Below are 24168 nucleotides of genomic sequence, written 5' to 3'. Positions count from 1 at the left end.
CCTCATTCTCCTTGGTTATGAACTAGCGGAAGTTCTTCCGCAATATTCTGTTCCACTTCAAAAAGCACTTTCATATAAACTTTACCATTCTCTCTCTTCTCATGCAAAATTTTTTGGCTCATTATTTTCGTTCCTTTGCCGTATTTGGCTAAAATATCGGCTCGTGCCCCTTCTATTCCCCTATTTTGGGCTTCTGCTTCCGTAAGCTTATCCTCATGTATCTTTGTCTCCCTTACGCTTTCGGTCATCCAACCGACGGGAAGACGGAAGGAGCGCCACGTCAGCGGGTCATGCTCAACTGTGGTTTTATGCGCAGAATAAGGGATTTTTCCATATCCCCATAACTGCACCGCATGGTTGCCCAACACCAGATACAAGCGGTCGTGACTGTTTCCAGTATATGTGCTGCTGCGTCGCACCGTGGGACTGCTAATTTCGTACTCATGCCATACGAGGCCCTTAATCTCCCCTTTGGCTACGACCAGTTGCTGATTTTCCTCATCCCCGAGCGTTCCCGAGATAAGTATGGCTCCTTTTTTGACACGTGTATTTTTATGCACAACAGGACGACCCTGCTCGGCAAAAATTTCAGTGACTACCGCATCTGCATTGCTGATGAGATGACGTGGGCTGTAGAGCGGCGCAGGAGCAGGCTGCGAGGCTTCAACGACCTGAATCGTCACCGAAGTACCCTGCTTATCTACGCCGATCCAGGATGCCTCAGGGAGCTTCTGCATGAGTGCACGCGAAAGCTTGTCCTGACTGGAAACACGGAAGCTCCATTGAAACGGATACAGCCCCTCCTGACGGGCAGCTTTGAGTACAGCTTCCGTTGTGAGCTTGTCATTCCCCTTTACTTCAACGTCCCAGACGAGTGAGGACATCAGGAACAGACCTACCCAGAATACAGCCAGTCCAACCAGAAAAAATTTACGTTTGGCCAGCCGCGCAGCGATAAAGGGAATCCCTTGGCGCTTTAAAATATGCATTTTGCAGCCTGTCCTTCTCAGAAGCGGACGCAGCAGGAAGACGTGCGGCAGCAGAAGGTTCATTTCTGCATGTCTTGTACCCATCGGCCGCACGTTCCAAACAGGTATGTGATGCTCCGTGAGCAGATTAATGAACGCTTCCACGCTCTCGCCCTTGACGGTAAGGGTAACCGTGCCACGCAGCTTTGTTAAAGCAGGATGTTTCATGAGCCTTCCTCCGTTCCTTCCAATTGGATATCCGTAATGTGTCCTTCCACACTAACCTGATCAGGCATAATAGATGTGATGACAAGCCCATGCCCCGTCACCCGCAACCTGCCTTGCGCCAGCGCAAGTACTAGCCGATCCGGCGTGAAGTCCACGACGCCCCGGTGATTCTCCACATAAAGCTGGCGGCTGCCAATGAGAGTTAACCGCGGCAGGTCAAATAGAATGTCCTGCGGAAGTTCCAGCGTCTCACTGGCCCACTTTCGCAGTTTGCGGCTCATCCGGCTCATACGAGGGAATCTCCTTTCCTGTCATGAAAACAATTGTTATCAAACGGCTAATTGTTTTTATGGCAGCTACGCTGCTGATTTTCGTCTCCTGTTATTGCCATCCGGTGGATCACAGTCATTTTCATGGCAGCTACGATGCTTTTTTAACCAATGCCGATGCCGCTTAGATATGGGCGTCATTACACCAGCGCCACAGATATCTGTACTGTACACTTTATGATCCAGCCGCCATATTTATGAAACGAAACTAACAATTCATCGTAGCCCTGATTTTGCATAGCAAGAGTCTGGATACTTGCAAAATGCAAAATGAAAAAGACAACCCCGATTCAAGCATCGAAACGAGATTGTCTTTTCCTGATTTTATAGAGTCATTCTGTTATTTTTCGGAATCATGATTCAAAAGAGAGTTTTTTCTGGAATATAGAAAATAAACGGCCAGACCTATAACGAGCCAAATCAGAAAACGGATAAACGTTTGGCTATGTAAATTCAGGATGAGCGCCCCACACGAAATAATAGCCAAAATCGGAATATACGGAACACCCGGACATCGGAAGGCTCTGGGCAGATCCGGCTGTGTTCTTCGCATCACAATCACAGCGACAGAAATCAGTATAAAGGCTGAAAGAGTGCCGATGTTCACCAAACTCGCCAATTCATCCAGTGGAATCAACCCGCCCATTAATGCAGATAATGTACCAAAAAACAATGTGTTAATATACGGAGTTTTGTATTTAGGATGAACCTTGGACAAGACTTTTGGTACCAGACCATCACGTGACATGGCAAACATAATACGGGTTTGGCCATAAAGCATGACCAGCATAACTGTGGTCATCCCTAAAATGGCCCCCACATCCACAATCCCCGCAACCCAGTTCTGACCTGCAACCTGCAAGACGAGTGACACCGGATGGGAAATACCTTCAAACTGCATAAACGGCACAATCCCTGTCATAATCCCGCTGACAATGACGTATAGAAGCGTACATATAATCAGTGAAAAAATAATGCCGCGCGGTAAATCACGAGCCGGATTTTTGCTTTCTTCTGCGGCAGACGAAACAGCATCAAAGCCGATAAAAGCAAAGAATACCAGCGCTGCGGCTCCAAGCACTCCACTGAACCCAAATGGCATAAAAGGCGTCCAGTTATCCGGTTTTACATATTTAAAAGCAACGAAAATAAATAATAAAATCACAACAATTTTTACAATAACCATAGTGTTGTTCATACGTTTCGATTCTTTGATTCCAAAGTAGAGCAAGAAGGTAATCCCCATCAAAATCAAAAAAGCAGGAAGATTAAAATAGGTGGCTTGATCTTTTAAAGCGCCTGGTGCCGCAGTGAATTCAAGGGGAATATGGATACCAAGTCCATTCAAAAATGATACAAAATAACCCGACCAGCCTGCGGAAACTGCACTGGCAGCAAGCATATATTCCAAAATCAAATCCCATCCGATAATAAAAGCCAGAAGTTCTCCCATCGTTGCATATGTAAAAGTATAAACAGATCCGGATACCGGAACGGTGGATGCAAACTCTGCATAAGCCAGTGCTGCAAATAGACAGGCAAGCCCCGCAACCACAAAAGAAATAATCAAACCCGGACCAGCCGTAACCGCTCCCGTGCCAGTCAACACAAAAATCCCCGTTCCGATAATAGCTCCAATGCCAAGCATCGTTAAATCAAAGGCACCAAGCTCTTTTTTAAGTGCTTTTTCACCCCGCGTTGCAGCAAGTAGCTGATCAATGCTCTTTTTTCTGAATAAGCTATTATTCATCCATCCCATCTCCCTAGACATGTAATAAATACTTTTATACCTGGGTCACCTCACCTCGAAATTACGTTTATTTTCTCTAAATTTGGAGTAAATTTTCAGAAACACTATCTTTGAGAACATTATATATAAAAACGAAAAAATGAAAACCATTTTCGGAAAGTTCCATTCATTTTCTTACATTTGATCATTTTGCCTCTGTATTTTTTTCGAAAGTTCAGTATTAAACTAGACACAATGACAGATTTTTTGCTTACAAATGACGTAAGAAAACCTTGCTACTACTGGGTTTATGACATCTTATGTAAGTTCATAAGGGTATTTTCTGCTAAACTGATTTCTATTCTGGACTGGCCTATGTATTAGCAAAAAAATAGTCCGCCACCAGCTAAAGCCGGGGCGGACTAAACCATTCATGCAAACTGCTCAAATAGAACGATAACAGCTCTTGTCTTTTTAACGTCTTCCTCCACTCATATAACGCTTGGAACGCGGAGGACCCAGTATTTCTGCCCAGATCACGCCTCTCCGCAGGTCAGCCGCAGTTACTGTACTACGCTCCTGCGAAGCTCCCTCTGAGGCATCTGTAATCTCTCCCGACTCCCTTGCATTGGATATGCGGTCGAGACGTGCCAAAACCGATCTACGCTCTTCTTCCATGGCCCGGATTCGATCCTCCAGAGTAGAACCGTTATCCAGGGAATCCCGATTCGTCTGTTGCTCCGTTTCCGTCCAATCATTCATTTGTTCTTCCATACGCCGAGCTTCCATAACTACACGTCGTTCATCAGGAAACTGACGCTGCAATTCTCCGGCAGTATCCTGCCTTTGCGGCTGACGTTGCTCCTGTCTGTGTTCCGTAGAGAAAGGTCCGGAGGGTGATGAAGGACCGCGAGAGCCGTGGCCGCCACCAAACGTAGGCATGCCCTTTCCCGGCGGCGCTTTTCTCTCTGTGCTTTTCATGCTTTTGCCCAAAAAAGACACCAACGCAAAGCCGATCACAATCAGGATATACAAATGCTCAAAAATCCAGCTCATAAAGTTCATAACTCACCGCCTTGCTGCCGTAATTCATCGGCTATATCCCGTTGTTAATCCCGGTTTTTGTTGTCATTTCCCGAGTTTTCATTCGGTTTGCCCAAGGAGCCGCGCATTTGCGTATCTGCCTCAATGTTTTTCAAATTCATATAGTCCATAACGCCGAGTTTTCCACCACGCAGCGCCTCAGCCATCGCCAGCGGCACTTCGGACTCGGATTCAACCACACGCGCTCTCATCTCTACGACACGCGCCTTCATTTCCTGCTCCTGAGCCACGGCCATTGCACGCCGTTCTTCCGCTTTCGCCTGCGCAATTCGTTTATCGGCTTCCGCCTGCTCGGTCTGCAGGAAGGCACCAATGTTTTTGCCTACATCAACGTCCGCAATATCAATGGACAAGATTTCAAACGCCGTCCCGGCATCCAAACCTTTGGATAGTACCGTTCTCGAAATGGAATCCGGGTTCTCCAGCACGTCCTTATGCGAATTACTGGAGCCGACAGTCGTAACAATACCTTCACCGACCCGCGCAATAATCGTTTCTTCTCCGGCACCCCCGACGAGTCGATCAATGTTAGCACGCACTGTAACACGAGCCTTAACCTTTACTTCGATACCATCCTTGGCTACCGCAGCGACAGTAGGTGTCTCGATGACACGCGGATTAACGCTCATCTGGACCGCTTGCAGAACATCCCGACCCGCAAGGTCAATCGCAGCTGCGCGTTCAAATTCGAGCGGAATGTTGGCCCGCTGCGCAGCAATCAGCGCATTGATCACTCGGTCTACATTACCACCCGCCAGAAAATGACTTTCCAGTTGGTTGATATTTAAGCCCAGACCAGCCTTGGTTGCCTTAATCAGCGGATTCACAATCCGGCTTGGCGTTACACGACGTAACCGCATAGCTACCAGTGTAATGATACTAATCCGCACCCCTGACGCCAACGCTGAAATCCACAGCATCACCGGGAAAAAACTGAAAAATACACTTAACACAATAATCACTACAACGGCAATCAGCAAAACGCTGACAATACCCGATTCGAACACTCGCATCATCCTCCATTAATCTAGTTCTTCGTTTGTTTTCGCGTTTTAGACGCTGGTGTCCGCCTTGACCACAATGCGTCCACCTTCTACTTTGGATACGACAATAGGCATATCCGTAGCGATAAACTCGCCGTTCGTCACGACGTCCACACGTTCGTCAGCGATAAGCACGGTTCCTGCTGGACGAAGCGGTGTCAGACTCACACCTCTTTGTCCCAATAGCAATTCCCGATTCACTACCGAAGAAAAGCCTTGGTCAGCCGTCAAGCTTTCTTTAAGTATAAAACGGTTCCATATTCCCCGATCCTTGAAAGCAATCCCTATGATCGCCACCACAGCAACGGCAGCAGCAAAGGCTATACCCAATGATATAAAAGCATGCTGCATGTTGTAGGCCGCGCGAACAACTCCGGCGACAAGACTGATGGAACCCAAAATACCCAAAATGCCAAAGCTTGGAATGAACATTTCAAGTATAAGCAAAGCCAGACCGATGATAAACAACAGCCACGTCTCGGAGCCTGCAAAGCCAGCAATATAATTGCCGAAAAAGTACAATCCAAATCCGAGCACGCCTAAAATTCCCGGCACTCCAAAGCCCGGTACGATTAGTTCAATGACAACCCCCGCGATACCGATAAATAAAAGCAATGTCTGCACAATCGGGTTGGTCAATATCTCGGCTGCTTTTTCAGCCCATGTCCGCTCCACATGAAATACATCATCCGTGCTATAGCCCATCCATTGAATAACTTCTTGTTCTGAAGAGGCAATGTGATCCGCATAACCCAGCTTAAGCGCTTCCTCACTGGTTAAAGAAATGATCTGACCTTTTTCTTTATTAAAGTTCAGCTCCGGTATAGCTACAGCAATTTTGGAGTCTACCATACCTCTCGCAATATCCGGGTTACGTCCGCCAGATTCTGCGGCAGATGCCATGCTGCTCTTCCACCAAGCCACTGTTTTCGGGTCAGTGATAGCCTGCCCTCTGCCGTCTACCAGCGCTGCTGCTCCAATAATGCTGCCCGGCTTCATGACAATTTTGTCTGCACTTAACGCAATATAGCTTCCCGCAGAGGCCGCTTCGCCTCTTACATAGGCAACCGTCGGAATCGTGCTGTCTTTAATCAGCTTGCCCAGCTTTTCCGCTGTGTCTACCCGTCCGCCTGGCGTATTAATATCCAGCACAATGAGGCCCGCTTTGGACTCTGCCGCTTCTGCAAAGCCGCGTTCCATAAAGCTGCCCAGTCCCTGTTCAATTTCCTGATCCACCGGTATAACGAACACAGCGCCGCCTTTCACAGCGGCAGCCGCTGATCCCGAATGGAATAATGGCAACAGCAAAACGGATATCATGATCCACATGGTCCAAAAGATCATTTTGCGGCTGGAGTGGTGATGTTCTCTATGCATTACTCTCCCCCCTTTCGATCTTTCTATGTTACAGCATATCAAATTTTGTCAGGTAAACCATACAATTTTCAGGATTTATTGTGAAATTCTTGAGTATGCTGCTATCCTGATGGCTGTCATGTACTTTACGCACCCGATGGACATCACGTTTCAAACGATTATAGATAACGCTTACAAAAAAAGTTCTCCTTATACTATCAGCCTATGACAAACGAGGCAGATACAGAAATAACACCCTCTGTAAACAGAGGGTGTTGCGCTTTCCTGTTTGTCGCAGGTTTATTGCAGAAATTGCTGAACCGCTTGGTTCACGAGCTTACCGTCAGCGCGGCCTTTTACCTTAGGCATCAAGGCCGTCATTACTTTCCCCATCTCGGCTTTCGAAGAAGCACCGGTTTCCTGGATGGTCTGCTGTACAATAACTTTAATTTCTTCTTCAGAAAGTTGTTCGGGAAGGTACTGAGCGATGATCTCTATTTCTGCTTTAGTGCTTGTCGCAAGTTCATCACGACCGGCTTTTTCAAATTCATGGAGGGCATCTTTTCGCTGTTTGATCTCACGACTCAGAATATCAAGCACTTCGTTGTCGTCCAAATCCCGTTTCAAATCTATTTCAAGATTTTTAATCGTAGAACGAACCATTCGAATGGTGGAGAGTTTGAACTTGTCCTTACTCTTCATTGCTTGCTTCATATCTTCGTTCAATCGTTCGCTCAAATTCATGATTGCTTAGATCCTCCTAGAACTTTCTCTTACGAGCAGCCTCGGACTTTTTCTTGCGCTTTACGCTTGGCTTTTCATAATGCTTGCGTTTCTTCACCTCAGCCAATACGCCATCCTTAGCAATGGAACGTTTAAAGCGACGAAGTGCAGCATCAATTGTCTCGTTTTTGCGAACTTTAGTTTCAGACACCAGTTTTCCCTCCCTCCGACCAGACCGTCCAAGAGCAATAACACGGTTCATCAAATTTTATTATAGGTGAAACGGAAACCGGGTGTCAACCTATAAGAAAAAATGAATAAATAATGGATACATATTTCTCCATTCACGCCGTATTACTGAAAGACAAGCACTGTCATTTTTAAGAATGTGAGTCCGAAATACCCGTCAAGGCACCCAATGGGGCACCGCCCAACAGATGATAATGCAGATGTCCAACCGCTTGCCCGCTATCCGGACCGCAGTTGTTAATCAACCGGTAACCCGATTCAGCAACACCCAGTTTTTTCGCCACCTCAACCGCAACACGATGAATCTCCGCAATCAAAGGCAGATCCTCCTCTGTCACAGCATTCATTGAAGGAATATATTTCTTCGGAATAATGAGCACGTGTACTGGCGCCGCAGGCTGGATGTCATGAAATGCGAGCACATTGTCGGTTTCCAGCACTTTTTTGCTGGGGATGGTTCCATCCACAATTTTCAAAAACAGATCGTCCATTCAAAACCCTCCTTTGGCAGTGAGCCGATCATCAGGTTCGAAAGTGCAGAACCCATGCTCTCGGCATTCAAAGTTATGTAATTTCCCCACAACCGAATTGAACATATACAGTTATGGTTTGTTATACCTATGTTTCTATATGTATCATAACGGAAAAAGGGGCTTAATACCAGTTCCCTCTCCCCGCTTCCTCTATAATAGCTTTTACCCCTTCATCAATTTGATCCGACTGGGCACGCGAAATACTGATGCGTAAAAACTTTTCGTGTTCCTTATAATCGGATAAATAAAATCCTTTACCGGATACCACCAGCACCTTCCTCACGGCAAGACGCTGTACCAAACGCTCCATGTTCACCGTCCGGGGTAGCTTCAACTGCATATACACTCCCGAGCTTACAGCCGACACTTCAATCACCCCGTCCTGATTATATCGCTCTACTGCCTGGTTTAAAATGCGAATGCGTTCCGCATACAGGCTGCATATCGTGTGCTTGTGGCGTTCATACATTCCATTTTTAATATAAATATCGAGTGCGGCCTGAGATAAAATGGAGGTGTCGACGTATCTTTTGTATGCGCTGAACCTCTTTAACAGGATTTCCGGCAAAACCACCACGCCTAAGCGCAAGCCTGGGAAAATGATTTTCGAGAAGCTTTTTAAATAAATAACATGGTCTGTCTGATCGTACGCATATATAGGATCAAACAGGTGGTCGATCCCCAAATCAGCCATGTAATCATCCTCCACGATGAACACATCGTATTTGGCAGCTAATGCGGCTATAGCCTTGCGTTCCTCTGTGTTGTATGAGGTCCCCAGGGGATTATGATATCTTGACATGGTATAAAAAAACTTGATGCTCCCGTTCTTAAATTGATGCTCCAATTCCTGCAAATCCATACCTGCCGCTGTTCTGGCGATAGTGCTGACGGGTATACTCTCTCCCTCCAGAAAACGCAAATAAATATCGTAGCTCGGCTGCTCCACCAAAACCGTCTTTTTGCCGTTTGGAAACGGCATTTTTGCAAGGATTTCCAGTGCCTGCTGAACACCAGAAGTGACGATAATCCGCTCCATTTTTGCAAATACCTGATTATCGGCCAAGTGAGAAACGAGCGTATGACGCAATGTCTCCAGTCCTTGAGAATCTCCGTAGGTGAACAGATGATATTTGTACGTATCAATGGCCTGATTCAGACAGTGCTGAAAGTCCAGATACGGAAATACGTTTAAATCCGGGGAGGCCGAAGCAAAATCAATTGAGGCCTGAATATGGCTACGGCTATGACGCAAATCTCCGGAGTTCTCCACCACATAATATCCGCTTTGCGGAATGGAATAGATGGCGTGCTTCTTTTCAAGCTCGGCATATGCCCGCAAAATCGTGCTTTTGCTGCACTGGTACAATTCTGAAGCATCCCGGATAGAAGGCAGCTTTTGACCCGAGTTGTATTGCCCCTCACGGATTTTAAGCTCTATATCCAATAGAATCGAAATATATTTTTTCACAATGATCCTCCTGCCTGCTTATTTTACTTTCTATTTCTGCTACTTCTTTATACGGTTGATGTTAACATGCTTTATATGTAAGCAGAATGCCCCAATTTATAAAATTGTACCGATACAGTTACGATAATTTGATATCCCGCAGGCTCGTCCATTGTTGTACCTTTAGTTCATCGGAGAGGACGTTCGCGAACACGGTCCCGGAAGTATGAATGAGAGGTTGGCATCTTATGGACACCAAAACAAAAGGATTAAAACTGGCTTATTTCTTTGCGGTGCTGAATGCTGCAATTATTGGATTTTCGTTTTTATTTGCTAAAATGGCGTTAGTGCATGCTCATCCCATCGATACGCTGACCTATCGATTTGCAGCTTCTTTTATAGTCCTGTCCATTCCGGTGGCCTTGGGGTGGATCAAGCTGTCTTATCGGGGCAAACCCTTATTTAAAGCACTGTTGCTGGCTCTAATGTACCCGTTGGGATTTTTCACCCTACAAGCATTTGGGTTACAGCACGCAACTTCCGCCGAGGGAGGTATTATGTATGCCTTCACACCCGTTGTAACAATGATCATTGCTTCCCTATTTTTAAAAGAAACAACGACCCTTTTACAGAAGCTGTCGATCTTTTTATCTGTTTTCGGCGTTGTGTTCATCTTTATCATGAAAGGAAGCAGCTTCAACTTGTCCAATTTGGGCGGACTCTCCATGCTTTTCCTGACGTGTGTAGCGTTTGCCGGATACAGCGTTTTGGCACGCTCTCTTTCGAAGCATTTTAGTCCGGCGGAAATTAGTTATTTTATGATGGGTATCGGATTTATTACATTTCTGACCATATCGCTCACTAACCATATTCAAAATGGGACACTGGGCACATTTGTAGCCTTGTCCAGCAACGGTACCTTCGTACTGTCCATTATATATCTTGGCGTGGTGGCCTCGCTTATCACTTCACTGACTGCAAATTATGCTTTGTCGAAAATAGAGGCGTCAAAAATGAGCGTATTTACCAATCTGTCGACCATCGTGTCTATCGCAGCCGGGGCTTTGTTTATTGGAGAAAAGATAACCGTGTATCATCTGATTGGCTCACTACTGATTATAGCCGGGGTGATCGGAACCAATTATTTGGGCCGGAAAAAGACAGTACCGCTTCGTGCAGACACGCTTAAGACGTAATCCCTCATAGAGAAGTGAGCTGGAAAAGAATGATTGTCGAAATAGCAGAGAGCATGTTATAAGGTAGATCGCATGTTGAGATTAGATTTGGAATGACACAGTTAAAAAAAGAGGCTGTTTCTTCTCACCGGAAGAAGCAGCCTTAAGTATGTCATAATGTATGAATGCTTCAGTAAGCCGCTTGTGCTATAGCTGCACATCTAAGAAAGTGACTATGGATGGTTAGAAGAGGACTGAGAGGATACACACTAGGGCGATTAAAGAAATGGGGTTTAATAATAAGGCAGTAGGCTGATCGCGGTCAGCGCAGCAAGCGGCAGAATCAGACGGTTAAAGCGCCGACGTCTATACGGGAATCCATATCCATATCCATAGCCTGGTACCGGAGCAGGGTACGGATATGGTGGGTAGGATGCAAAGCCGCCATAAGCACGGGAACCACAGCCGCAATTGTTAGGCGGATAAGGGAGATTTACGTTCTCCGCTTCGCTCATTGGAACTGCCAAATATATTTTTTCATCATCCACATGCTCCACAATTCCGTCATACATCGTTCCATCCTTCACCCATACGCATACGTAGCGGTGCATATGCTGTTGACATAACGTTTTGGCATCCGTTTTTTCCGGTGCTATCCCTTTTACGTTCGTCAGGCTTTTTTCCATGGTTGTTTCCTCCTAGGCTCTTGCATGTATACCGTATGTTATTCAAAAATGGGCTATGTGTTACATCAAATTGGGCGAATTCCGGCTTGCAAACAAAAAAAGAAGCACCCCGGAGGCTCTTGGTAGAGCCCCTCTGAACGGACGTATGACGGGAAGTTTCCTTCCGCAGCATACGTCCGCCGGGGTGCTGTATGATTAACTTGTCGGCTTAACTGTATTATAACAATACTTTGAAACTGTATCTGTGATCTGTATCACGTCGCTTCAAAATGTTTCCATAACCACGCGGGAGCCGCCTCCGGCCTGCTCTGCGGGAAGAACGACCAGCTTACGCGGCAGACGAGCCCGTAGCTCGGGCACATGGCTGATCACGCCGACTGACAGTTGATCGTGATGCAGTTTTTCCAGCGAGGTGATGACGGTATCCAGCAGTTCAGGGTCCAACGTTCCAAAGCCTTCATCCAGAAAGAAAAATTGCAGCGGGTATTGGCCGCGCAATTGAATCTGGGCCGACAACGCGAGCGCAAGCGACAAGGAGGTCAGGAATGTTTCCCCGCCGGACAAGGTCGATACCGGACGCTTGACTCCGCCGTTGGCATCGTCACTAATGACAAAGCCACCGCTGGAGTCTACCTCTAGCGCATAACGCTGCTTGGTCAGAAAACGTAACCGGCGTGAAGCCGACTGACTGACCTGCATTAGCTGCTCCTCGGCAATGTATTCGACGAAGGCGTTGCCCCGGAAAACGGACTGGAGCTTGGACATCTTTTCTGACTCGCTGCGCAAATGAGCGCGATTGGACTCCAGCTCCATCCAGCGGACATGCCGATGCTGCAAATCCTCCAAATCACGCTCAGCCTTGGCACGATTCTGGAGTGCCTCTTCGTCGCGTGCACGACAATCACGCAGCTGTGCGGCGGCCGATTCCCACTGTTCCTCGGTCACTGTTGCTCCATCCAGCTGTTCTTCCACATGTTTTAAACGGGAGGACAGCTCTTTTTCACGTTCCCGGTGCAGACTCACTTCACGTTCATAACGTGCGACTTCCTCCGGCCCGAGACAGCATTCCACGACCTCTGCTTCCGTAGCAAAAGGGGAGGCTTCCAAACGATTACTCCAGCGGGACTCCGATACCTGCCGTCTTTCTTCTGCCGAATCGGATGCCTGCCGGGCAATTAGCGAAGCATGAACGGCTTGCTGCTTGCGTTCCTCCGCTTCAGCGCGGCGGCGTGCGGCGGTCTCGGCTCCGTTTTTCAGCCCCCGAAGGCGTGAGTTCGCTTCTTCCAGCAAGGAATCCGCATGGTCTTCTCCAACCCACTTGCGGAGCTGCACCATTTTTTCACGCAGCGAATCATCTTTGTTTTGGAGTCCGGTACGACGGGCAATAATGATTTTGTCTTCCTCGATGATGCTCTGCTGGATCTGCTGAACACGCGCCGCCTTCTCTTCGAGGAAGGTCACGCTCGTCTCCAGCCGGGACCGCAGCTCTTCCGCGCACACGTCGCGCTCCTGCATGGAGCGGTAGCGCTCCGCGGCTTCGCCCGGAGCGACGTCCGGCAACTGCGCCGCCCATTCGGCGCGCAATGCCCCGCTGCGCGTGGTGCACGCCTCGCGCTTGCTCCGCGCCTGCGTTAGCGCTGCAACAGCCGCCTCTTGCTCGGCGGCTGCGCGAATACGCCGCTGCTGTCCGGCGGCGTCCGCCTCGCGTAACGCGTGCGCCTCTGCAGGCAGCGCACGCGCACGGGCGGCAAGCTTAGCTGCCGCCTGCTCCAGCGCCGCGCAGCGCTCCGCCCAGGCGGCAGCACCGCGCGGCGCGGCTGGCGCTGCGGTGGACGCGGCCGACTCGCCCGTGGCGGCCGCGCCGCTGGCGTCTGCGGCGGTGGGCTGCGCCAGCAGGCTGCGCTGCTCGTGCAGCTGCTGACGCAGCGTAAGGCGCAGCTCCTGCAAGCCTAGCCGCAGGCGGTGCAGCTCGTCCGGCGCAGCGGCATCCGCGCCGCCGTGGGTCGTGGTGGCGGCGGGCGCGGGGTGGTGCAGCGAGCCGCACACCGCGCACGGCTCGCCCTCGCGCAGCTCGGCGGCGAGGTGCTGCGCGAGGCGGCCCAGCTCCTCGGCGCGAAGCTCATGGCGAAGCCGCTCTTCCTCGGCAGCCAGCGCCGACACATCGGCGGTGACCTCTGCCTCCAGCGTGAGCAGCGTCTCGATGCCCTCAGCAGCCTGTGCGGCAAGGGCGGAACGTCGTACCTCCGCCTCAAGTGTCTCCTGCTCCGTCAGCTTCAGACGTTCGTCAGCCTGGGCAAGCCGTTGCTCCTGCGTGACACACTCCTGTTCTGCTTCGCGCAGCTGCTCATCCGCCGTCTCCAGTTGTTGAAGCCGTTGCACGGCCTCTTGAAGCATTCGTCGTTCATCTGCACGCACTTCATTTTGCTTCAATTCCTGTTGAAGCTCCTGCTGCCGCTTCGATCCTCGCGCTTGCAGCTCTTGTTCCTTGGCAATTCCTTCAGCATATGTAGCAAGGGTTTGCTCACTCTGCGCAAGCTCTGCCGCCAGACGGTTCCGTTCTGTCTGCAATGCTTTCGTATCACGCTCCAGTTGCAGCGCCTGCTCCAATTGATCGATTCGAAGCAACAGCTTCGGCTCCTCTGCACTCAGAGACTGCCGGGCCTGTTCATCGGCTTGCACAGACAAAACCGCAGCCTCCTGCGCCGATGTCGCCTGCACCGCCGCTTCTTCCGCTGCCTTCCGTCGCTTATCCGCTTCAGCAGCAGCTTCCTTCCAATCCGTCAGCGCAGGCAGCAAAGCCTCGGCTGCGGAGGCCTGACGGAGCTTACGCTCCAGCGAAGCAATGTTCGGCTCCCATGCCGCCAGTTGTTCCAGCTCGTTCGCCCGGCGGCTGCGCTCCATAACCAGCTCACGGATTTTGTTCAGTGCCTCCGTCTCGCGCGTCACCCGTTCCAGCTCGCGGCGCGAAACCTCTGCATGGGCCACGGTCTCTTTGAGACGTTGCTTTGCCTGTTCAAGCGCTTCGGCACCTGCATCGCCCAGACCTTGCTGCTCCGCTTCCAGCGCTTTCAATGCAGCGTCATTGTCCTTCACACGACGACTAAGTTTTTGTGCAAGTTGATCTCCGTACTTTTCCAAGTGAAACAAACGCTGTAGCATCTGTCTGCGTTCACTGCCCTTTAATGATAAAAATTCGGCAAACTTCCCCTGTGGCAATACGACAGCACGTGTAAAATCGTCCATTTTCAGGCCGATATACTCCTCCACACAACGGGTCACATCCTGCACCTTGTCAGCAAGCACTTCCTCGCCGTCCTCTGTGAACGCGATAAATCGGCTAAGCGTATTATTCACCGATACGCCTCCAGCCCGTTTGAATCGACGCTCCACACGATAACGACGAGGCCCTTGGGCTGACATCAATTCGAACGTAAACGCGACGGACAGCGTGTCCTCGGCATGATTCATAATGCCCTGTGTCCCATTTACCGCCCGCTCCACCTTGCCGTACATAGCCAGCGTAATCGCGTCCAGCAACGTCGATTTCCCGCTGCCTGTCGGGCCAAAGATTCCAAATAGCCCGGTTTCGGTTAATTCGCCAAAATGGATTTCCTGCGACTCCCGGTAGCTTTGCAACCCCGCCAATTTTAGAAGAATCGGTTTCATACATCCTCCTCCTCGGGCTGGTCCCTTGCATCATCCTGCTCTACCAACTCCAAAAATAGCTGCACTAGTCCGTCATCCGGCTGTGCGCCGCCCGTTTGCCGTTGATAAAAAGCCCGAAACAGTTCGTGTACCGGAAGCTCTGAGCGCTGATGTTCCAGCTGCGCCGCCGCCATTTCAGGATACATCGGACGGATATGAATGATGCCTTCACGGCTTTTACGCAGCCGCTGAATATCTCCCAGAGACATCGCTTCATCCAGCGTAATTTCCAGGTCAATAAAGGCGTCCGCATCCAGCCCTTCGTCCAGCCAGCGATACACCTCTTCCAGACCTCCCCGTGCCCGCCATTTCACTAAAGGCCGTCCACTCGTAATATACAGCTCCTCGACCTGTGCGGGCTTGCCTGCAACCACGTCAATGAGCGTGACCGATTTGGCCTGCCCTGCTTCGGAAAAGCTATAAGCCAGCGGAGATCCGCTATAGCGCATCAGCCCATCGCCCTTCACATATTGAGGACGATGCAAATGCCCCAAAGCCGTATATTGCGCCCCGATGCTTAGTGCAGACGGATCTACTGTATACGCGCCCCCGACCTGAATCGGACGCTCCGAATCCGATTCCAGCCCGCCAAGCACATAAATATGGCTCATGGACAGATTAACGGTGTCAGGCCGAAACGCCGTACCGAGCTGTGCCATCAGCATCCCCACACGACGGCTGTAAGCCTCTCGCAACACCGTTTCGTCTCCGTCCTCGGACAACAGCTCATTCAAGCGGGACTCCGAAGGATAAGGCAAGGCTGCGATACACGCCATTTCTCCTGTACGCGGTGTGCGAATCCGCACCGCTTCCCCGCTGGGCAGCCCCAGCAACGTAATTCCGCGCTGGCTCACCAGCGGCGTAACTGAGGATACCCGTTCCGGCTGATCATGATTACCCGCAATAACGACCAACGGTCTTCCTCCAGCCGTTAAACGGGCAGACGTTTCATAAAATAACTGCTCAGCGGCGGCTGGAGGATTGACCGAGTCATACACATCTCCAGCCATCATAATCAGATCTGCCTGCTGATCGTCAGCCATTTTCGCCAATTCTTCCAGGAACGCCTCCTGCTCCTTCAAACGGCTGCGCCCTTCCAGCGTTCTCCCCAAATGCCAATCTCCCGTATGCAAAATCCGCATGCTGTTCCTCCTCTCTCCCTATCTATTTCGTCCATTAAATATTAAATAGCTACAATCGCACACTTTCCCCAGCCTCCAGAAAATACAACCACTTTTCAGCAACCCTTTGACCTGTAATATCTTCGATCACATGGGCGTACAGCTCCAGTTGAAAACGATATTGTTCCGTTAAATGAGGCACCGTCCTATATTCGGAAACCCGGTCTGTTTTGTAATCAAGCAAAACCAGCCCTTCTGGCCCTTCAAACAGGCAGTCAATAATCCCATTCATCAGCACTCTGTCATCGTGACCAGGCTCTGACGTCATGTTTTCCTCCTGTTGCTCGGGTCCTGGCTCTATTTCCTGTGCAGACAGCATCGATGGCAAGCTGCGGCTCCAAAAATCAGCGGCTCCTATCGTATAGGTGAACGGAAGCTCACGCTGAACGTGGGATGCCTCCAGCAATCTGCGACCCAGCTCGCTGGTGAAAAAGCGCAATATTTTATTCGTATCTAAGGCCTCCGCCTGAACATCCAGCAATAAGTGCTGGTTCAACAGACGAGCCTTCGTTTCCTCAATCACCTCGGCGTTCATCACACCCTCCAGCGGCAAATGGAGAAACAGCGTATGGTACACCGTTCCACGTTCTGTCGGCGTCAATCGCCGATTGCCCATAAATTTGGGTCTGCGCAAGTGTAGTCGATTTCCCCCAGTCTGAGAATCTTCCATCTCCTCTGGTAACTCCGCTACCTGGAAAGAAGACAGATTCAGCCAATCCTCCGATCCAGCTTCTTGCATCGCCAGCCATCTTTTCATTTCGGTGACCGTTGTATTCGCCGCCGTCTTGCTTGCCCGTTCATACGGATAGGACCAGGAAAGCGCAGCGGCAATATCTGAATCAACCCTTGTTGTAATATCCGTTGGACTAACCGATGCGGAGTCGGATGAGAGCCGCCTTGTATCGATCGGCTCGGCATTTTTCAATGCTTCCGTCTTCTCCTGACGCTCTTCATTAACGATCTCCTCGTCAGAGTCCAAATTCAAACGAGAGCCGGAAAGAGTCTCCGAAGCTATGATTCTGAATAGCCAATCCCCGCCCGGCATATATTCCAGCCTGTGATAGTACCCCTCCTGATCCCCTGCCGCTTCTCTAAGTACAGCAGCAGAAGGATGTCGGATCAACGCAGGACCTACCCAGTCCAGATAACTGCGGCCTGCCGCCAGCATATAATCGGGTAAAACTGTCTCCGTATGCTCTTTGGCACGTGCCCAACCCGCTGCGCGTGCAGCGAGATCCTTCACCGTTCCGGTCATAATAAGTTTTTCACGTGGACGCGTAAGCGCCACGTACAGCACCCGCATTTCTTCAGCCAACAGCTCCAGCTGGGAGCGTCGACGGATCGCCAAATTAGGCAGCGTCGGGTAGCTGACCCGATTTTGTTCCTCCACATATTTGGGACCAAACCCCAGCTCCTTATGCATCAGAAACGGCGCATTTAGATCCTGCTGATTGAACATTTTAGCCGTTCCGGCGATGAACACAACAGGAAATTCTAGTCCTTTACTCTTGTGAATCGTCATAATGCGCACAGCCTGATCGGGTTCAGTACCGCCACTGGATGAACCCAAATCACCGCCTCGCTCTCGCAAACGGGAAATAAAGGTCAAAAACCGGAACAGGCCCCGGTTAGAGGTTGAAGTCTCATACTGTCTCGCCCGGTCATACAGCGCCCGTAAATTACTTTGACGTTGAGAGCCGCCAGGCAATCCACCTACCCAATCCAGATATCCCGTTTCCTCCAGCAAACGCCAAATCAATGCACTCAAGCTGCCTTGTCTGGCTTCCTGCCGCCACGCTTCCAAATCGTGCAAGAACGAACGCAGTCGATCAGGCAACGTATTTCCGCTATTCCTGTCATCCATATCCGAGGCATCTATCGAATCTCCAGCGAAAAGATCCAATTCCAGCATGTCGCTGGACGTTCCATTTTCGCTATCCTGTGCAGGGTCAGCCTCAGCCGCCGCAAGCAGAGCGCTATAAAATAATCCATCTGGCTTTTGCAACCTGATTTGTGCCAGCTCATCCTCGGTTAAGCCTACAATCGGTGAACGAAGCACAGATGCCAGCGGGATGTCCTGCTGCGGATTATCAATAATGTGTAGCAGAGACAGCATCACCTCAACTTCCGTTGCTTTGAAAAAGCCTGTCGTCTGCTCCCCGGATGCCGGAATGCTCTCAAGACGCAGTTCCTCTACAATCAGCGGTGCCCATACGCTTGCCGAACGGAGCAAAATGACAATATCACCGAAGACTGCTGGACGCATCGCTTTTAACCCTCTGTCATAAATCAACAACGGTTGGCCTGTATCTCCCGTCAGCTCCTTAATCCGTTGCGCGATTGCGCGAGCTTCCAATTGTGCCGTTTCCAGCTCCGCAAGCTCAGCCATTTCGCCTTCCTGTAAAGCGGACTCATCACCCGTTTCGGACAGCTCCGGAGCCTCCGAAAGACCGCGCCCGCCTTTATCAACTAACAGCAGTTCAGGTGCATATGGGGATGTGGCATCCTTTTGCGTCTGCTCAGGATAAGAAGCACCATGCGCCAGCCATGCCCGTTCATCGTATTCAATTTCCGCCACATCCACGCTCATGATTTGCCGAAACACCAAATTGACCGCATCGACAACTTCCACCCGACTGCGGAAATTACGCGCCAGATCAATTAAAAAGCCCTCTTCCTGTTCCTGCATACCGTATCGCTGGTATTTGTTCAAAAACAGTCCCGGCTCCGCCAACCGAAACCGATAAATACTCTGTTTCACGTCCCCTACCATAAAACGGTTACCCGGCTCTTCACGGGATACCAGCCTGACGATATCCTCCTGTACCGTATTCGTATCCTGATACTCATCCAGCAGTACCTCGTCGAATTGCTCCTTGTATTCAAGCGCAGCGTCTGAAGGCAGCAGTCTGTGCGGAGTGGAGTCGGGATGACGCAATATTTTTAGACAATAGTGCTCCAAATCCCCAAAATCCACCAGCCCTTTGGACTGCTTGTGCTGTTGAAATCGTTCGCCGAATAAAATAACGGTCCCCACTAATTCGTCCATCAGAGGAGCCGCCGCATGCAGTTCCTCCAAATAGGCTTCTGCTCTCCTGCCGAACAGGGATGCCTTCATATCTGTAATCATTTTTTTGGCTGCCTCACGGAGCGCCTTGACCCGTTCCTGTAGTGCAGGCTCAGTCTGATCCTTTTTGACCGGCTTGAGCTTGCCAAAGGCCACTATCTGAAAGTGATCATACAGCGATGCCCACGGCTGTGTCTCCAGCTCCTGCAATAGTCCCTTCACCATCGCCGCATCCTCTTGCAGCGTCACTGCATAGGGTGCAGGGCCGCCGGGCTGCATAGCCGTCTCATACGCCTGTTCCAGCAGGCTTGCTGCTCCGCGCAGCGAAAGTGCCACATCCGCCAAAATACTGCGGACCCAAGGAGTCTCTCCCAAAGCCGCCACATCTTCTACACGGAACGCTGCTGCCGTCTCCCTCAGCCAATGCTCCGGCCAGGGATGACTTTGCGAAAAATCGTACAAGCGCTGAACAAGCACATACATCGCATCATCTGTACGCTCACCGCTAAACCAGTCCACCAGTCTGCGAAACGTGCTGCCTTCATCGTTAGCCTCATACTTTTCCTCAAACAGTTCTTCCAGCAGCTCCTGCCGCAGCAATTCCGTCTCATGCTCATTCATAATCCGAAAACCGGGATCAAGGGGAATGGCCTGATAATGCCTGCGAATGACCTCCATACAAAAAGAGTGGAGCGTCGTTATCGAGGCTCGATTTAGTAGCGATAGCTGGCGACGTACATGCTCACTATCCGGCTCCTGTTCCAGCACACGTTCCAAGGCTTCGCGGATACGTTGGCGCATTTCGGCGGCGGCAGCCTTCGTAAAGGTCGCTACCAGCAGCCGATCCACGCTGAAACCGAGCCGGGGATCGGCGATTTTACGAATAATGCGCTCTACGAGCACCGCTGTTTTACCAGACCCCGCCGCTGCAGCTACCAGCATGTTGTTCCCGGATTCGGAAATCGCACGCCACTGGTCATCACTCCACATACTGCCTTCCGGCTTGGGTATGCCGTTGGTGCCTGATGAACTTATCATGGGTCCATCCCTCCTTTCCCTTCCTGTGTATGACCGAGCAGATTCCAGATCTGATCCTTGCCGGGTTTCCCCCATTGGTTGTAGCCGCTGCCTTCCAGACTGTCGTCAAATTGACAAACCGGTTTGAAAGAACAGAAGGTGCATGCCGTCTCTTGCTGGATACGATAAGGTTCAATCGCCACGTCGCCCTCTGTCATGCGTGTCCCAATCGTTCGGATATTATCGCGTACCGAAGCCAACAGGCTATCCCACTGTTCCGGCGAAGCGACAGACGCACTGCTGTAAAAGCTGCCGTCCGCCTTTACCGCAACTGGCAAAATGGAGGAATGTCCCTTGTCCAGTGCCGTGTCCATTTGTCCAACCACATCACGATCCGCCAGCAACAGCCCTTTCATCTTGAAGCGTTTCAAAAGCTCCTGACGGGCCTGTTCCGCACTAAGACCATTCGGCGACTGCAACATCGGATTGTGGACGTGAAAATACAGCGTACCCGCCGGATAAGCCGTCTCGCCAAGCCATTCCTCCGCCGCATTCAGCAGCACGTCCAGGTATGTGAGCATTTGCAGGGACAAGCCATAGTACACTTCATGAAGCTTGAGGTCCTTTTGGCTGGATTTGTAATCAATGACGCGTAAAAGCAAGCCTTGTTCTCCCTCTGCCACATCCACGCGGTCAATTCGTCCGACGATTTCCATCACCACACCGTTGTCCAGTCGAAAGGTCAAAGGAGGAAGCTTTTCTCCCGGCCCAAAACCCAGCTCCAGCTCCAGTGGCTCAAAGCTGCCCCTACGCGCATGCTCACCCAAAATCAGCGAAGCCCGACTCACAATGTCTTTCAGCTTGCGCAAAATGTACCCGTACCGCTTGGAGCTCATTAAAATCTCGCCTTGCAGGCGGGGAGCCAAACGCTCCACCGTCGATTCCGCCTCTTGTCGGCATTCCTCTGTGCTGAGACTGCCCCAGCTCACGTTTCGTTTGCGTAAATTCATCGCCATCTCTCCGAGCGCCGCATGGAACAGCTGCCCGATATCCGGTGCCTTTAGCCGATACATTTGGCGCTCCTTCAAGCGAAGACCATGGGAAGCAAAATGCGAAAACGGACAAGCGACAAAACGTTCCATACGAGATACGCTGGTACGCAGCTTACTGCCGTACAGACGGCGACTCGTTTCCTTCCGCATTTCGGCATGATTTTCGTAAAAAAGTGAGGTCAGCAACTGACGCAGCTTGTCCCTTTCACGCCCCTGCTGGCGCGCATACCAGTTGTATACCTCCCACCAGGGAGATAAAATCTCTCCACCATGCCGCCATTGCCGGAATTGCGCGATCAGCTGCGGCAATGCCTCGGACGGATGGGAAGCATACTCCCATTGCGTCGTCCACGAGTCCCCAGGCAAAGGATATGCAGCCAACGGGTGCTCTTCCAGAGCAGGGAACAGTTGACGGACATGCCGTACCAACTCTGACGGCAGCAACGACTTGCCCTCTTCGTCGGTCACGGCGTAGCTCATCCACAGACTGCTTCCGGCTGACGTGAGCGCGGTATACGCGAGAAAACGTTCATCCAGCAGACGTCTTGTCATATCCGGCGCCAGTTCCACGCCCCGTTCATTCAAGGCGGTCCGTTCCTGCTCATTCAGCACACCGTCTTCATGAAATACAGCCGGCATTACACCTTCGTTCAAACCCAGCACAAAGGTATGCTGGATTCCCGCTACACGTGTACGGTCCGTGTTTCCGACCAGCACCTGATCCAGAGCTGGCGGAACAAGACCCATGCGGTATTCTATCAGCCCCGTTTCCAGCACACCCGCAAACAAAGAAGTGTCCAACTTCTCGTCACCCATCATTTCGACGATCTGATCCAACAACTCAAGCACCGCATCCCATACCTGACGATGCTCCTTCGCCTGCTCGGGATTTCCCGCTTCCTCAGCCTGATGGATCAAGTCATCCAGCTTATGACCAATTTCCGCATCCTCCAGCAACAAGTACACCGCTTCACACTTCTCAAGTGCAGTACGAGCCTTACCCAGACGTTTCTCAAACGCACGTAAAGGCGTCACGATCACATCGCGGCACAGCTCCATTAGATCCAGTGTTTCGTCCCGTTGACGATTTCGCTCCTGTTCCTCCAGCTCCAGCGAAAGGCTGGGTACCGCCTGCCAAGGCCGTCCGTCAGTCCAGCGACTTCCCTGTATTCCACAGGCCAATGCGTAGTTTTCCAGACGGTCCATATCCTCGCGGCTGACCCGCCCATCCTGGGGCAACAGAAGATCCGTTTTGACCGCACGAAATACATCCTCGTACCGCCAACGCCGCTGAACGATATCCAGCGAAGCTCGAATCATTTCCACCAATGGATGATGCAATACGTTTCTGCGCTGATCCAGAAATACCGGAACCTCATATTGTTTGAATATCGGCTCCACCCACGGCTCATAATCCTCAATCTGGCGTACGAACAGCGCCATTTCCCGATAACGTGCTCCCTCATCCCGGGCCAGACGGCGCATTTCGCGAACGGCCCCCTCCAGCTCCACACGTCGGTTCGCTGCCGCATACAGTTTGATTTCTTCTGGCTGCTTGTCTTTCCATTGCTCCCGCATCTGCTGCTGCGACATAGATCGCTCCTGATTCCGATACCCCGCACGCCGTTCAAAATCTGCCTCCAGATACGCCAACGCCGGACGGTCCTTAAATCTCGGAAGCGGATCAGGTCGCAGCAATTGTGTCTGCGTATCGATCATCAGCTCGTCTGCCATCCCTTTAAGCTTTACATAGGTAGCCGCCGCAGGATGAAACAAATCCAGCTCATGCGGAAGCTGTCCACTCTCGTAGCTCCGATTGCAGGTCAGCGCGACCGTCAACGAAGAAGCGTGTAGCATAAGCTGCTCAACCACCTTGTATTCATGCGGCGTAAACCTGCGGTAGCCATCCATCCAAATATCCGCTCCACGTACAATGGAAGATTCGGCAATCTGCTCCGCCAGCATACGCAGTGTATCCTCGCCGTCAATATATTTAAGCGCCAGCTCTCTTTCAAAATCCTCATAGATCAGACTGATATCCTTGAGCTTGCCGCGCAAAATCGGAGTCGATTCCCCCGCCGCATTCATTCTCTCAAGTTGCTCTGGTACAGGCCGGGTATCATTCCCGTACTGCTTCAGCTCCGTAAACAGCGTATTTAACCGATCCACAAAGCCCAACTGGTCTCCCGAATCCTTAAATAAACTCAGTTCATCCTTGCGACGACGAATAATTTTATATAAAAGCATCTTCTTGCCTTCCTCCGTCACAGGTACCAGCGCCGAACCCCCTGTTTCCTGCATGACCAAATAGGCAAGACGATGAAATCCCATGACCTGTGCACGCACCGTCCCCTGAATACCGTTTCCGGCTTCTGTAAGCAGCGCATGCTCGGAAGCAAATGACGATTGCTCCGGCACAAGTAACAGCATAGGCTTACCTAGCGGTTCCTTGCGTAGCATAGCCGTCATTTCACGACGGATTAACGTGCTTTTTCCGCTGCCTGAGCGGCCAATTAACAAACGGACCGACATGATGCGGCCTCCTCTCCAACGAACAACAATCTATTAAACAG

17 protein-coding genes are annotated in these 24168 nt (G+C 50.8%); 2 read left to right on the top strand and 15 right to left on the bottom strand.

Going from position 1 to position 24168, the window contains the following annotated elements; all coding sequences use genetic code 11:
* Window positions 1-2 precede the first annotated feature (2 nt).
* Entirely contained in the window at window positions 3-1196 is a 1194-nt protein-coding gene (yqfD, locus tag ACQ4MX_RS24505; RefSeq protein WP_431087802.1) for a sporulation protein YqfD, read from the bottom strand.
* Window positions 1193-1486: a sporulation protein YqfC gene (gene yqfC, locus ACQ4MX_RS24500; RefSeq protein WP_431087801.1), complete on the bottom strand. Its 294-nt coding sequence runs from the start codon at window positions 1484-1486 to the stop codon at window positions 1193-1195. Before yqfC ends, yqfD begins: the two co-directional genes overlap by 4 nt.
* A 23-nt stretch (window positions 1487-1509) precedes the next feature.
* On the opposite strand from yqfC, the gene ACQ4MX_RS24495 reads away from it, so the two are divergent.
* Entirely contained in the window at window positions 1510-1653 is a 144-nt protein-coding gene (locus ACQ4MX_RS24495; RefSeq protein ID WP_431087800.1) for a hypothetical protein, read from the top strand.
* 212 nt (window positions 1654-1865) lie between these two features.
* On the opposite strand, the gene ACQ4MX_RS24490 is transcribed toward ACQ4MX_RS24495, so the two are convergent.
* The 8 genes from ACQ4MX_RS24490 to ACQ4MX_RS24455 form a co-directional block, all read right to left on the bottom strand.
* Entirely contained in the window at window positions 1866-3275 is a 1410-nt protein-coding gene (locus tag ACQ4MX_RS24490) for an amino acid permease (RefSeq protein WP_431087799.1), read from the bottom strand.
* A gap of 453 nt (window positions 3276-3728) precedes the next feature.
* Window positions 3729-4319 carry a hypothetical protein gene (locus ACQ4MX_RS24485; protein ID WP_431087797.1) on the bottom strand — a complete coding sequence of 197 codons (591 nt, stop codon included), beginning with the start codon at window positions 4317-4319 and terminating at the stop codon, window positions 3729-3731.
* Window positions 4320-4363: 44 nt separating this feature from the next.
* A complete protein-coding gene (floA, locus tag ACQ4MX_RS24480; protein ID WP_149093283.1) occupies window positions 4364-5365 on the bottom strand; it encodes a flotillin-like protein FloA in 1002 nt (333 codons plus the stop codon).
* A 45-nt stretch (window positions 5366-5410) separates the two neighbouring features.
* The gene (locus ACQ4MX_RS24475) at window positions 5411-6778 is read right to left on the bottom strand and encodes an NfeD family protein (protein WP_431087796.1); all 1368 of its coding nucleotides are present in this window, start codon (window positions 6776-6778) and stop codon (window positions 5411-5413) included.
* A gap of 279 nt (window positions 6779-7057) precedes the next feature.
* A complete protein-coding gene (locus tag ACQ4MX_RS24470) occupies window positions 7058-7501 on the bottom strand; it encodes a GatB/YqeY domain-containing protein (protein WP_013311146.1) in 444 nt (147 codons plus the stop codon).
* A 16-nt stretch (window positions 7502-7517) separates the two neighbouring features.
* Entirely contained in the window at window positions 7518-7691 is a 174-nt protein-coding gene (rpsU, locus tag ACQ4MX_RS24465) for a 30S ribosomal protein S21 (protein ID WP_005547957.1), read from the bottom strand.
* Between the two features lie 169 nt (window positions 7692-7860).
* Window positions 7861-8220 (bottom strand): histidine triad nucleotide-binding protein, encoded by a 360-nt coding sequence (locus ACQ4MX_RS24460; RefSeq protein ID WP_134913438.1) that lies wholly within the window; start codon window positions 8218-8220, stop codon window positions 7861-7863.
* 163 nt (window positions 8221-8383) lie between these two features.
* Window positions 8384-9733 carry a PLP-dependent aminotransferase family protein gene (locus tag ACQ4MX_RS24455; protein WP_431087794.1) on the bottom strand — a complete coding sequence of 450 codons (1350 nt, stop codon included), beginning with the start codon at window positions 9731-9733 and terminating at the stop codon, window positions 8384-8386.
* Window positions 9734-9960: 227 nt separating this feature from the next.
* Here ACQ4MX_RS24455 and ACQ4MX_RS24450 point away from each other — a divergent pair, with 227 nt between their 5' ends.
* Window positions 9961-10908, top strand: coding sequence for a DMT family transporter (locus ACQ4MX_RS24450; protein ID WP_431087793.1), 948 nt, complete (start codon window positions 9961-9963; stop codon window positions 10906-10908).
* A 272-nt stretch (window positions 10909-11180) separates the two neighbouring features.
* On the opposite strand, the gene ACQ4MX_RS24445 is transcribed toward ACQ4MX_RS24450, so the two are convergent.
* The 5 genes from ACQ4MX_RS24445 to addB form a co-directional block, all read right to left on the bottom strand.
* Window positions 11181-11573, bottom strand: coding sequence for a hypothetical protein (locus ACQ4MX_RS24445; protein WP_431087792.1), 393 nt, complete (start codon window positions 11571-11573; stop codon window positions 11181-11183).
* 264 nt (window positions 11574-11837) lie between these two features.
* Window positions 11838-15239 (bottom strand): AAA family ATPase, encoded by a 3402-nt coding sequence (locus ACQ4MX_RS24440; protein WP_431087791.1) that lies wholly within the window; start codon window positions 15237-15239, stop codon window positions 11838-11840.
* On the bottom strand, window positions 15236-16420 hold the full coding sequence (locus ACQ4MX_RS24435) for an exonuclease SbcCD subunit D (protein ID WP_431087790.1): 1185 nt from the start codon (window positions 16418-16420) through the stop codon (window positions 15236-15238). The genes ACQ4MX_RS24440 and ACQ4MX_RS24435 overlap by 4 nt, the downstream gene beginning before the upstream one ends.
* Before the next feature lie 49 nt (window positions 16421-16469).
* Window positions 16470-20564 (bottom strand): helicase-exonuclease AddAB subunit AddA, encoded by a 4095-nt coding sequence (gene addA, locus ACQ4MX_RS24430; RefSeq protein WP_431087789.1) that lies wholly within the window; start codon window positions 20562-20564, stop codon window positions 16470-16472.
* A complete protein-coding gene (gene addB / locus ACQ4MX_RS24425) occupies window positions 20561-24127 on the bottom strand; it encodes a helicase-exonuclease AddAB subunit AddB (protein ID WP_431087787.1) in 3567 nt (1188 codons plus the stop codon). The genes addA and addB overlap by 4 nt, the downstream gene beginning before the upstream one ends.
* Between the last annotated feature and the right edge of the window lie 41 nt (window positions 24128-24168).

The organism is Paenibacillus sp. 8b26, assembly GCF_050626875.1.
GTDB lineage: Bacteria > Bacillota > Bacilli > Paenibacillales > Paenibacillaceae > Paenibacillus.
The sequence above is the reverse complement of the archived record's forward strand: the minus strand, read 5'-3'. Positions and strand labels throughout refer to the sequence as shown.